At 72.6% G+C, this 12061-nt stretch carries 12 protein-coding genes; 10 read left to right on the top strand and 2 right to left on the bottom strand.

Features of this window, described 5'->3' with window-relative positions; translation table 11 throughout:
• The first annotated feature begins 21 nt into the window (after positions 1-21).
• A complete protein-coding gene (locus ACMCNO_RS22280; protein WP_412751406.1) occupies positions 22-1026 on the top strand; it encodes an Acg family FMN-binding oxidoreductase in 1005 nt (334 codons plus the stop codon).
• On the opposite strand, the gene ACMCNO_RS22275 is transcribed toward ACMCNO_RS22280, so the two are convergent.
• Positions 939-1496, bottom strand: coding sequence for a hypothetical protein (locus tag ACMCNO_RS22275; RefSeq protein WP_412751405.1), 558 nt, complete (start codon positions 1494-1496; stop codon positions 939-941). The two genes, ACMCNO_RS22280 and ACMCNO_RS22275, sit on opposite strands and share 88 nt — an antisense overlap.
• A 411-nt stretch (positions 1497-1907) precedes the next feature.
• Positions 1908-2591, bottom strand: coding sequence for a CBS domain-containing protein (locus ACMCNO_RS22270; RefSeq protein WP_412751404.1), 684 nt, complete (start codon positions 2589-2591; stop codon positions 1908-1910).
• Positions 2592-3192: 601 nt separating this feature from the next.
• Here ACMCNO_RS22270 and ACMCNO_RS22265 point away from each other — a divergent pair.
• From ACMCNO_RS22265 to ACMCNO_RS22225, 9 genes are read left to right on the top strand one after another with little or no spacing between them, the layout of a single operon-like run.
• Positions 3193-3399, top strand: coding sequence for a DUF1918 domain-containing protein (locus ACMCNO_RS22265; RefSeq protein ID WP_412751403.1), 207 nt, complete (start codon positions 3193-3195; stop codon positions 3397-3399).
• On the top strand, positions 3399-6005 hold the full coding sequence (locus tag ACMCNO_RS22260) for a cation-translocating P-type ATPase (protein ID WP_412751402.1): 2607 nt from the start codon (positions 3399-3401) through the stop codon (positions 6003-6005). The genes ACMCNO_RS22265 and ACMCNO_RS22260 overlap by 1 nt, the downstream gene beginning before the upstream one ends.
• Complete coding sequence (locus tag ACMCNO_RS22255) at positions 6002-6910, top strand: universal stress protein (RefSeq protein WP_412751401.1); 909 nt, start codon at positions 6002-6004, stop codon at positions 6908-6910. The genes ACMCNO_RS22260 and ACMCNO_RS22255 overlap by 4 nt, the downstream gene beginning before the upstream one ends.
• A gap of 41 nt (positions 6911-6951) precedes the next feature.
• Positions 6952-8109 (top strand): 4Fe-4S dicluster domain-containing protein, encoded by a 1158-nt coding sequence (locus ACMCNO_RS22250; protein WP_412751400.1) that lies wholly within the window; start codon positions 6952-6954, stop codon positions 8107-8109.
• On the top strand, positions 8106-8627 hold the full coding sequence (locus ACMCNO_RS22245; protein ID WP_412751399.1) for a cyclic nucleotide-binding domain-containing protein: 522 nt from the start codon (positions 8106-8108) through the stop codon (positions 8625-8627). Before ACMCNO_RS22250 ends, ACMCNO_RS22245 begins: the two co-directional genes overlap by 4 nt.
• On the top strand, positions 8624-9466 hold the full coding sequence (locus ACMCNO_RS22240) for an FAD/NAD(P)-binding protein (RefSeq protein ID WP_412751398.1): 843 nt from the start codon (positions 8624-8626) through the stop codon (positions 9464-9466). The genes ACMCNO_RS22245 and ACMCNO_RS22240 overlap by 4 nt, the downstream gene beginning before the upstream one ends.
• A complete protein-coding gene (locus tag ACMCNO_RS22235) occupies positions 9466-10290 on the top strand; it encodes an oxidoreductase (RefSeq protein WP_412751397.1) in 825 nt (274 codons plus the stop codon). The genes ACMCNO_RS22240 and ACMCNO_RS22235 overlap by 1 nt, the downstream gene beginning before the upstream one ends.
• Positions 10287-11585, top strand: coding sequence for a Ni/Fe hydrogenase subunit alpha (locus ACMCNO_RS22230; RefSeq protein ID WP_412751396.1), 1299 nt, complete (start codon positions 10287-10289; stop codon positions 11583-11585). The genes ACMCNO_RS22235 and ACMCNO_RS22230 overlap by 4 nt, the downstream gene beginning before the upstream one ends.
• On the top strand, positions 11582-12061 hold the full coding sequence (locus tag ACMCNO_RS22225) for a hydrogenase maturation protease (RefSeq protein WP_412751395.1): 480 nt from the start codon (positions 11582-11584) through the stop codon (positions 12059-12061). The genes ACMCNO_RS22230 and ACMCNO_RS22225 overlap by 4 nt, the downstream gene beginning before the upstream one ends.

Raw genomic sequence — 12061 nt, 5'->3', positions numbered from 1 at the left:
GTCCGACCCGCGAGAGGCGTGATGACCATGACTCCGACCGTGGCGACGGCGATCGTGCTGGCTCAGGCAGCGACCACGGCCGGATACGCCCCGTCTGTGCATAACACGCAGCCCTGGCACTGGACGGTGCTGCCGGACCGCCTGGAACTCACCGCCCAGCGCGACCGGCAGCTTGCCGCCATCGACCCGGAGGGCCGGCTGTTGCTGATCAGCTGCGGTGCCGCCCTGAATCATGCCCGGCTGGCCCTGGCCGCGGAGGGCTGGCGATGCACGGTGGATCGGCTCCCCGACCCGGCGCGACCCGACCTGCTCGCGGTGCTGACCCCGACCGGCCATAGGGCCGCCACTGCGGACGCGATGCGTTTCGTGCAGAGCATGGAGGTCCGGCACACCGACCGGCGACCGCTCAGCGAAAGGCCCCTGCCCCGCGAGGTGTTGCAGGCACTCGCCGAGGCGGCCCGGGCCGAAGGCGCGTACCTGCATGTGCTCACCGCGGAGCAGGTGTACGACCTCGCCGCGGCCGCTGACCGGGCCGCTGCCGTGGAGGCTGCCGACGAAGGGATGCAGCAGGAGCTGGCGTACTGGACGAGCCGCCGCGACGGCCTCGGCGTGCCGCAGTACACGCTTCCCGCGGAGCAGCCCGCCACCACCGTGCCGGAGCGCGACTTCGGCCGTGCCGGCACGCTGCCGACCGCGCCGGGTCACGACCGGGCGGCCTCCTACGGCCTGTTGTACGGCGACGCCGACGAGCCGTTGTGGTGGCTCCGGGCCGGCGAGGCGCTGTCCGCAGTGTGGCTCACCGCGATCGGACTCGGCGCCTCGGTCCTGCCGCTGAGCAGCGTCATCGAGGTGGCGACGACCCGCGCGGCCCTACGCCACCTCGTCGCGGATCTCGGCTGGCCGTACGTCGTGCTTCGTCTCGGGTATGCCGATCCGGATCAGCCCGGACCGATGCACCCGCCGCGACTGACGGCGGCCCAGGTAGTCGACACATCCGCGGTGCGGCATCTGCTCGACGACGCGTGACCGGCGCGTTCGCGGCGGGTATTCGCCGAACAGCCCCGTTTCCGGTGGCCGTCAGCGCTCACCTTCTTGCGGACGCGGTCGAGGAGCCGGGCGGTGATGACCTGGCCGTGGGCGACCAGCAGCAGCCCTCGGGCGGAGTGCACGTCGCCGGCGAGTTCGTCGCCGATGGCCAGTTCGTCGCCGATGGCCAGTTCGTCGGCGGTGACCTCCCGGACGGTCTGATGCGGCAGTTCCTGTCCGGCGTAGGCGGCCAGGGCTCGGACTACCGCCGGGGAGTGGGTCTTGCGCACCGTGAGGGTGGCTAAGGCTACGTCGGTCGGGGTGCCTCGGCTGATGAGCGCGTCGTATTCACGGATTGCCTGCAGCACCAGTGCCCCCTCGGGCGCGGTGTCCGGCAGGGATCGCGTCGGCTCCCGGTCGGTGCGCTGCTGGTGCCAGATGATCGTGTGTACAGGGTCCAGGCCGGGCATGCGTCGTCGGGTACCACCCGCGCGGTGGCGGGCAGGAACGCGACCAGTGCCTCGACCGCCCGTTCCGCCTGTACCTCCTGGACGAAGCGAACGCCGCGTTGAGCAGGATGACCGTGACCACGGCGGCCAGAGCCGGGACATCTACAGCAGAGCGCTCGAGCCGGGTGGCGCATCACCCGATCCGCTCCGGCCGGTTGCAGCGGGCCGCCACCGGATACCGCAGCCCCATCATGTCCGTCCAGGTGTACGCGCGGGTGGCCGACGGTGGCAGCGCGGCGAGCCGGACGTCCCGGTCACCGCCGAGCCCCGCGGAGCGGTCCAGCCACTGCCGCGCTTCCGTCGATCGACTTGTCGAACCATGCAGCTGCGGTCGTCGCCTGCGGGAGCCGCCGGTCGACGAGTCGATTGAGTTCAGCCAACGCCGAACAGTGCCCCGGGAGTAACGACTTCTCGGTCATCGAAGGTGAAGCCGAGCGTGGAGATCACGTCGACGACACCCGGAATCTGCCTTGTCCGCCGGGCGACGAGCTCGGCAGCCGACCATCGATCGACCCGGCCCGACATCGTCACCACCCCGTCGACCACAGTCACGGAGACCTCTGTGGCGTCGTCGGCCAGAAACGGGCGCAGCACGCTGGCCTCGACATCCGTGCGGATCTCATCATCGGTTCGCAGATGCACCCTCAGGAGGTCGCTTCGAGAGACCACGCCGACCAACCGGCCGAGATCGTCTACGACCGGCAGTCGCCTGACGTCTTCCTGGTCCATGAGGCGTGCCGCTGTGGTGATCGAGGTGCCGCGCGGCACGACAACCGGAGGCGTGCTCATCAGGTCGCGGGCTGTGCGGGCCGACGCCTTGGCCCGCTGCCGGCGCCGGCGGTCGAAGAGCCGCGGCTCGTCATCGCCCGCGTACTCGATCTTCCGTAGCAGATCGGCCTCGGAGACGACGCCGGTTACTCGCTGGAACGCGTCGACGACGGGCAGGCCGCTGATGCGATGTTTCATCAGCAACTCCACCACGTCGCGGTAGGAGGCGTTCTCTTCCACGAACACAGTGGCGTCGGTCATGACGTCGCTGACCTTGCGGTCCTTCATCACAGGCCTCCTTGGTTGTCCCCTGTGACGACGACGCTAGGCCCGATGCGTGAAGGCGGGCAGTGCCGATGGTATCGGCCACGCGGGTCCTTCGGCGCACGGCGTCCGTGCGGGCCCGGGGACGGGCGGCCCTGCTCCAGCCGGAACGACCCTGCCATCCGTGCCGAGTTCGACATGGCCGACGATCGTCGGGGCCGCACGGGTCTCCTGCACCGAACAGCCGGAGTCCCGGCCGACCACCAGTGGCTGACCGCTGCGGCCAGCCACTGCACCGCGCACTACACACCGCCCACAAGCCGCGGGCCACCCTGACGGTCCATTGATCCGTGTCGGCAGTATCGCCCACATGCGACGGATGATCTGGGCGAGCAAGGCGGGCGAATCATGCGATCGGGCCCTGCCCCACGACATCGGCGCCAGTCGTGGGGCAGGGCCCGCGGTCCACGGGCGCCGGGACCATCGGCCCTGTTGCCGGGGGGACGGAACGGGCGAGTCTGATCATGAAGCCGCCGACCGTGGCGGTTGACGGGACGGCTGGTCGGCAGGATTTCCAGGTCCGTGAATTCGCCCGTCAGGTTGGGCGTACCGAATGGAGGCGATCATGTTCGCGCGGATCGGGGATCGGCTCGTCCTCAAGGGCGTGCATGTCGGCGACGCCTCCCGCGTGGGGGTGATCACGGCGATCCGGCATTCCGACGGCACCCCGCCGTACGAGGTCCGCTGGCTGGATGACGGCCGCGCCGGTCTGGTCTTTCCGGGCCCGGAGGCCCATGTCGAGCCGCCCCGGCGCGCGAGCGTCGACGGCTGATGACCCTGGTGGGTGCGACGCCACGGCTGGCGGGGCTGTCGTCCGCCGAGGCGGCGGAACTGCTGCGGGTCCACGGTCCCAACACGGTCGAGCGTCCACGGCCCAAACGGCTGGCCGGCCGCATCCTGCACCAGCTCACCGACCCACTGGTGGCGCTGCTTCTCGCGGCGGCCGTGGTGACCACTGCCTTGCAGGATGTCGCCGACACCGTGGTGATCCTGCTCGTGGTGTCGGTCAACACCATCATCGGGGTGGTGCAGGAGGTCCGGGCGGACCATGCGATCGCTGCCCTGGACCGCCTCGCCGCGCCGAGCGCCCGCGTGGTACGCGACGGCACCGACGCGGTGATTCCCGCGGCTGATCTCGTGCCGGGCGACGTGGTGCACCTGGAGGCGGGCGATGTCGTACCCGCCGACCTGCGGCTGCACACCGCGTTCCGGCTGCGGGTGGACGAGTCCGCCCTGACCGGGGAGTCGGTGACGGTCGAGCGCAAGGCCGGGGACGAATCGTACGCCGGGACGGTCGTGGTGGTGGGCCGGGCGGCGGGGGTGGTGGTCCGGACCGGGCCGTCCAGCGCGCTGGGTCGCATCGCCGCGCTCGTCGTCGGTACGCGCCCGGGACCCACGCCGCTGCAGCAACGCCTGGCCCGGCTCAGCCGGGTGCTCGGCCTCACCGCCGTGGTGCTGTCCGCTGTCGTGTTCGTGCTCGGACTGCTGGCTGGGCGCGAGCTGGTGATGATGGCGGTCACCGCCGTGAGCCTGGTCGTGGCCGCCGTACCGGAGTCGTTGCCCGCGGTGGTGACCCTGGCGCTGGCGCTGGGGGCCCGCCGGATGGCGCAGGCGCGGGCCATTCCCCGCCGGTTGCACGCCGTCGAGACCCTCGGCTCGGTGACGGTCATCGCGTCGGACAAGACCGGCACGCTGACCGAGGGGCGGATGGCCGTGCAGGCCGCCGCCGTCGCCGATGCCACCAGCTTCTCCGTGTCGGGGGCCGGGTACACGCCCACCGGCCGCGTACATCGCGATGACCAACCGGTCGAGCCACCCGCGTCGCTGCGCGAGCTGGCACGGGCGTCGTTGCTGTGCAACGACGCGGCGCTGGCGGGGCCGGACGCCGAGCATGCTGAGTGGACGGCTGTCGGTGATCCGCTGGAGGCGGCCCTGGTCGCCTTCGCCGGCCGGTGTGGCCTCGACGTCGACGCGGAACGCGTCGCCCACCCGCGGATCGCGGAGCATCCCTTCGATCAGGCGCAGCGCCGCATGGTGACCGCGCACCACGGCCCGGGCGGCGCGCACCTGGTGGTCTGCAAGGGCGCGCCGGAGGCCGTGCTGCGTGAGCCGGTGGTGGCGGCCCCGCCGGAGACCATCGCGGCACTGCGGGCGGCGGCGGCCGAGCTGGCGGCCGACGGGCTGCGCGTGCTGGCCGTCGCCGCGGCGGACGACCCCACGATCGACGTCGCCGACCCGGTCGGGCTGCGCCCGCTGGGGGTGGTCGGAATCGGGGACCCGCTGCGGGCCGGGGCCCCGGACACCGCCGCGACGTTCACCGCCGCCGGGGTACGGCTGATCCTGATCACCGGTGACCATCCCGCCACGGCCGCCGCCATCGGGGGCCGGCTGGGCCTGCTCGGCCCGGACGACCGGGTGGTCAACGGCGACTCCGAGCCACCCGGCGACGCTCCCGAGCACGCCCGGGTCTACGCCCGCACCCAGCCGGAGCAGAAGCTCGACATCATCGCCGCCCTGCAGCAGCGCGGCCACGTGGTCGCGATGACCGGCGACGGCGTCAACGACGCCCCGGCGCTGCGCCGGGCCGACATCGGCGTGGCCATGGGCGGCGGCACCGAGGTCGCCCGGCAGGCCGCCGATCTGGTTCTGGTGGACGACAACCTGGCCACGGTGGCGCACGCCATCGGGGAGGGCCGGCGGATCTACGACAACATCCGCCGCTTCCTGCGCTACGCGCTCTCCGGCGGTGCCGCCGAGATCCTGATCATGCTCATCGGGCCGTTCCTGGGTCTGGCCGTGCCCCTGCTGCCCGCCCAGATCCTCTGGGTCAACCTGCTCACCCACGGCCTGCCCGGCGTGGCCCTGGGGGCCGAACCCGCGGACCCGGACGTGCTGCGCCGGCCACCCCGCTCGCCCCAGGAATCCGTCCTCGGCGACGGCCTGCTGCGCGACATCCTCCTCGGCGGCCTGGCCATCACCGTGACCGTGCTCGGCGCCGGGGTCGTCGCGCACCTGCAGGGACGCCCCTGGCAGTCGGTGGTCTTCGTCGTTCTGGGCCTGTCGCAGCTCGGTGTGGCCATGGCCGTCCGCCCGCGACGGGTTCGCGGCGGGCCCGGTAACCCGGCGCTGATCGTGGCCGTGGCGGTCTCGGCGCTGCTGCAGATCGCCGGCGTGCTCGTCCCGGTGCTGCGCGAGCTGCTCGGCACCGAAATGCTGACCGTGGTGGAACTGCTGGCGTGCGCCGTCGTGTCGCTGCTGCCCGGTATCGGCCTGCTGCTGCAACGCCGCCGCCGGCGGCCATCCGCCCACCCCCCATCGACGACCCTGCCGGCGCCGGACACGGCGGCGCCCGCTGAGACCGGAGGAACACGCCAATGAGTACGACATCAGCCGCACCCGTCGTGGTCGGAGTGGATGGATCGGAGTCCAGTCTGGAGGCGGTCCGGTTCGCCGCAAGCGAGGCCGCGTTGCGTCGGCGACCGCTGCGTGTCGTGCACGCGTTCATCTGGCCGATGATGCCCGCGGCCGCCCCGCTGGGCACGATCCCACCCGATGTCGAGGCGATGCGGCACCACGCGGAGGGACTCCTCGCGGAGGCGACGGAGCAGGCGCGCAAGGCTGCCCCCGAGGTGCACGTGTCGTCCAAGGTCGTGACCGGTGCGGCCGTTCCGGTCCTGCTGCACGAGAGCAGGACGGCCGAGCTGCTGGTCCTCGGCGACCGGGGACTCGGCGGCCTCTCCGGTCTGCTGCTCGGCTCCGTGGCGGTGCAGACGGTGACCCACGCGGCCTGCCCGGTCCTCGTCGTCCGGGGTCAGGTCAGGGCCGACGGCCCGGTCGTCGTCGGGGTGGATGGCTCGGATGTGTCGACGAGTGCACTGAGGGCCGCAGCCGCGGCCGCCGAGCTGCGCGGCTGCGATCTCGTCACCCTGCACGCCTTCACCGATCCGGTGTCGAGCGGGCCGGGCGACATGGTTCCCCTCGTGTACGACCCCGACGTGCTGGAAACCGAGGAACGGCTGCTGCTCGCCGAAGCGGTCGCGGCCGTCGCCGGAGATCACCCGGACGTGCGGATCACCCAGGAGGTCGTCAACGGTCCGGCCCGGCAGCATCTCATCGAATGGTCGCGGCGCGCGCAACTGCTGGTCGTCGGAGCACGCGGACGAGGCGGATTCACCGGCCTGCTGCTGGGCTCCGTAAGTCAGCACCTCATGTATCACAGCGCCTGCCCGACGCTGGTGGTCCGCATGGCCGCCGCACAAGAACAGCACAGCGAGGCATCCTGAGTCCACATTCCGCGGCCGACCAGCCTTGAAAGGGGTGAGCGATGCAACCTGATACCGGCACCAGGGACGAGTCGCCAGTCGCGATCGAGGCGGCCGCGTTACCGGCCCTCTTCGAAGCACTGCACGGGCGTGGGTACACGGTGGTGGGCCCGACCGTCCGGGACGGCGCGATCGTGGTCGCCGAGCTGGCGTCGGCCGCGGAACTGCCGTACGGCTGGGGGGTCGACACGGAGGCCGGGCGGTACCGGCTGCGCGTGCGCGACGACACTGCCGCCTTCGGCCATTCGGCTGGACCGCAGTCGTGGAAGAGTGTCCTGCACCCGGCCCGGGCCCGGATGTGGGCGGCCGACCGGCACACGGGGGCCCCGGTCGCCGCGGAGCCGGACGAGCCCCGCCGGTACGCGCTGCTCGGGGTGCGCCCCTGCGATCTGGCCGCCATCGGCGTGCTGGACCGCGTCCTGACCGGCGGGCGGCACGCCGACCCGATCTACGCCGGCCGCCGCGACGGCAACCTGGTCATCGCGGTGGAGTGCACCGAGCCGGGCGCCGCGTGCTTCTGCGCCTCCATGGGCACGGGCCCGCACGCGGAGTCCGGCTTCGACCTGGCGATGACCGAACTGGTCGACGACACCGGGCACCGGTTCCTGGTGCGGGCCGGAACCCCGGCCGGCGCCGAGGTGCTGGCGGACCTGCCCCGGCAACCGGCCGACGAGGCGACCGTGCGGCACGCCGCCACGGCGGTCGCCGAAGCCGCGACCCGGATGGGACGCACGCTACGCACCGAGGGCCTGCCCGAGATGCTGGCCGCCAGCCGGGAGTCACCGCACTGGGACGACGTCGCCTCGCGCTGTCTGACCTGCGGCAACTGCACGATGGTGTGCCCCACGTGCTTCTGCACGACCACCGAGGACGTCACGGATCTCACGGGTGATCACGCGGAGCGGTGGCGGCGCTGGGACTCCTGCTACGACCTGGACTTCTCGTACCTGCACGGCGGCAGCGTGCGGGTCAGCGGGCAGAGCCGGTACCGACAGTGGATCAGTCACAAGCTGGGCACCTGGCACGAGCAGTTCGGCTCATCCGGGTGCGTGGGGTGCGGCCGGTGCATCGTGTGGTGCCCCACCGGCATCGACATCACGAGGGAGGCGGAGGCCTTGTTCGCCTGGCGGGACGCCATCGACGCCGAGGAGGAGCGGTGACGCAGGACGGAGCACCGGTGGGGGAGGAGCGGGTGGTCGACGCGGTCACGGCATGCGCGTTCTTCGCGGGACTGACTGACGCGCAACGCGCGCTGCTGGCCGGCGACGGTGCCCCGGCGGCGTTCGGTGCCGGTGAGCGGATCTTCTCCGAGGGCGGTGCGGCCGAACGGTTCTGGCTGCTCGAGTCGGGCACGGTGGCGCTGGACATGCGGGTGCCGGGCCGGGGCGATCAGGTCATCGAGACGCTCGTCGCCGGGACCGTGCTGGGCTGGTCGTGGCTGCACCCGCCGTACCGGTGGCACTTCGGGGCGGTGGCCCGCGAGGCGACCACGGCGATCGCGTTCGACGCCGACCGGGTCCGGCGCCGCTGCGCCGCCGACCCTTCGTTCGGGTACGCGATCCTGTCGTGCTTCACCCCGATCATCACGGAACGGTTGCAGGCGACCCGGTTGCGGCTGCTGGACCTGTACGCGACCCCGGCGCAGGCCGGCCGCCCGGGTGCCGGGGCGGCGACGTGACCACCCTGGCCGAGACCCGTCACGCTGCCGCCGCGCTGCCACTGCCATACCGTGTCGTGGCACGCCGGGTGGACACGTACGACACGGTGACGCTGGAGCTGGCGCACGGCGGGCAGCCGGTGGCGGGTTTCGCGCCGGGACAGTTCGCGATGCTGACCGCGTACGGAATCGGCGAAGTGCCGATCTCGCTGAGCGGTGTGGAGCCCGACGGGCGGCTGATTCACACGATCCGCGCGGTCGGTGCCGTGACCCGGGCGCTGACCGCCACCGCGCCGGGCGGCACCATCGGGGTCCGCGGACCGTTCGGCACCGGATGGGACCTGCCCGACGCGGCCGGCGGCGACGTCGTGATCGTGGCCGGTGGCATCGGCCTGGCCCCGCTGCGCCCGCTCGTGCTGGCCGCCCTCGCCGACCGCGCCCGGTACGGGCGCATCAGCCTGTTGGTCGGCGCCCGCACCCCCGCCGACCTGCTGTATCCGGACGAGCTGCACCGGTGGCGCGACGACGGCATCGACGTCGAGGTCACGGTCGACCGGCCCGACGACGGCTGGACCGGGCACGTCGGCGTGGTCACCACAGTGCTGGCCGGGGCGCGCTACGACCCGGCGAACACCACGGCGTTTTTGTGCGGGCCCGAGGTGATGATGCGGTTCACCGCCCAGGGGCTGCTCGCCCGCGGCCTGGCCGCCGAGCAGGTCCGCGTGTCGCTGGAACGCACGATGCGCTGCGGGGTGGGCTGGTGCGGGCACTGCCAGCTCGGCCCACTGCTGCTGTGCCGGGACGGGCCGGTGGTCGACTGGAGCCGGGCGATGCCGCTGACGAGCGTACGGGAGCTGTGATGAGCGACGAAGCCGCCGAAACACCGACGCTGGCGGTGTGGAAGTTCGCCTCCTGCGACGGCTGCCAGCTGACCCTGCTCGACTGCGAGGACGAACTGCTCGCGGTCGCGGGCCGGGTGCGCATCGCGCATTTCCTGGAGGCGAGCCGCCAGGTGCTGCCCGGCCCGTACGACGTGTCCCTCGTGGAGGGATCGATCACCACCCCGGACGATGTCGAGCGCATCCAGCGGGTCCGTGAGATGTCCCGGACCCTGGTGACCATCGGCGCCTGCGCCACCGCGGGCGGGGTGCAGGCGCTGCGCAACTTCGCCGACGTCGACGAGTTCCGCTCCGTGGTGTACGCCCACCCGCAGTACATCTCCACGCTGGCCACCTCGACCCCGATCGCCGCGCACGTCGACGTCGACTACGAGCTGCACGGCTGCCCGATCGACAAGCGGCAACTGCTGGAGGTCATCACCGCGCTGCTGGCCGGGCGCAAACCCAACATCCCGGCGCACAGCGTCTGCTTCGAATGCAAGCAGCGCCACGCGGTGTGCGTGGTGGTGGCGCACGGCACACCCTGCCTCGGCCCCGTGACCCGGGCCGGGTGCGGCGCGCTGTGCCCCGCGCACCAGCGCGGCTGCTACGGCTGCTTCGGCCCGATGGAGTCGCCGAACGCCGCCGCCGAGGCGGGCCTGCTGCGCGCCACCGGCATGTCCCCGGACGACATCGTGCGGGCCTACCGTACGTTCAACGCGACCGCGTTCGTCGAGCTGTCCCAGGTCACGGTCGGGCCGCCGCCGGGGGCGGGACCGGGCGGCGGACAGAGGAGGCACCGATGACCCATCGGCCGGATCGAACCCTCGCGGTGAAGGCGTTGGCCCGCGTCGAGGGCGAGGGCGCGATGCACGTACGGGTTCGCGGCGGCGCCGTCGAGGACGTGCGGCTGGAGATCTACGAACCGCCGCGCTTCTTCGAGGCGTTCCTGCGCGGGCGCCGGTACACCGAACCGCCCGACATCACCGCACGGATCTGCGGGATCTGCCCGGTGGCGTACCAGATGAGCGCGTGCGCGGCCATCGAGGACGCCTGCGGCGTGCAGGTCGACGGTGGCATCGCGGACCTGCGGCGGATGCTCTACTGCGGGGAGTGGATCGAGAGTCACACGCTGCACATCTACCTGCTGCACGCGCCGGACTTCCTGGGCTATGCGAGCGCGCTGGAGCTGGCCAAGGACCGCAAGGACCTGGTCGAGCGGGGCCTGGCGCTGAAGAAGGCCGGCAATGACATCGTCGAGCTGCTCGGTGGCCGCTCCATCCACCCGATCAACGTCCGGGTCGGCGGCTTCTACCGGGTGCCCACCCGCTCGGAACTGGCCGCGCTGGGCCGCACCCTGCGGGTGGCGCTCGACCAGGCCCTGGACACGGCGCAGTGGGTGGGCGGGTTCGAGTTCCCGGACTTCGGTCACGAGCACGAGATGCTCGCCCTGACGACCCCCGGCCGGTACGCCATCGAGGCGGGCACGATCGCCACCACGGCCGGGCTGACGTTCACACCGCAGGAGTTCGAGCAGCACGTCATCGAGGAGCAGGTGCCGCACTCCACCGCGCTGCACGCGCGGCTGGCCGGTCGGGGCCGGTACCTGGTGGGACCGCCGGCCCGGTACACCCTCAACCGGCAGTGGCTGTCGCCGCTGGCCCGCCAGGCCGCCGACGCGGCCGGGCTGGGTGAGCAGTGCCGCAACCCGTACCGCAGCATCGGCGTCCGCGCCGTCGAGGTGGTCTACGCGGTGGAAGAGGCGCTGCGGTTGATCGAGCAGTACGAGCCGCCCGCCCGCCCCGCCGTCGAGGTGCCGCCCCGGGCCGCGGTCGGCTACGGCGCGACCGAGGCCCCCCGCGGGATCCTGTTCCACCGGTACGGCATCGACGCCGACGGCCTGATCACCACGGCCCGCATCGTGCCGCCCACCTCGCAGAACCAGGCGAGCATCGAGGACGACCTGCGCCGCTTCGTCGCGGACCGCCTCGACCTCGACGACGAGCGGCTGACCTGGGAATGCGAGCAGGCGATCCGCAACTACGACCCGTGCATCTCCTGCTCCACCCACTTCCTCGACCTGACGGTCGACCGCGGATGACCGGGCCGGGGCCCGCGCGGCGGGTGGTGATCGGGATCGGCAACGAGTACCGGCGCGACGACGGCTTCGGCCCCGCCGTACTGGTCCGGCTCGCCGAGCTGCGCCCGGATGATCCCGGCCTCGCCGGGGTCGACCTGGTCGCCAGCGACGGCGAGCCGACCCGGCTGCTCGACCTGTGGACCGGCGCGGACCTCGCCGTGATCGTCGACGCGATCCGCGACGGCTACGACCACGGCGGCCACCGGTACGAACTCGCCCTCGACGACCTCACCGGACTGCCGGACACCCCGGGCGGCTCCCACGACGTCAGCCTGGGCGGCACGGTGGAACTCGCCCGGGCACTCGGGCGGCTGCCCCGACGCCTCGTGGTCCTGGCGGTGGGCGCCCGCGAGTTCGGCTTCGGTCCCGGGCTCAGCCCCGAGGTGGCCGCGGCAGTGGAACCGGTCGCCGCCCGGGTCCGCGACCTGGTGGGCTGA

Source organism: Krasilnikovia sp. M28-CT-15, assembly GCF_047159595.1.
Classification (GTDB): Bacteria; Actinomycetota; Actinomycetes; order Mycobacteriales; family Micromonosporaceae; genus Actinoplanes.
Note: the sequence above shows the minus strand (reverse complement) of the source record. Positions and strands in the feature narration are given on the sequence as shown.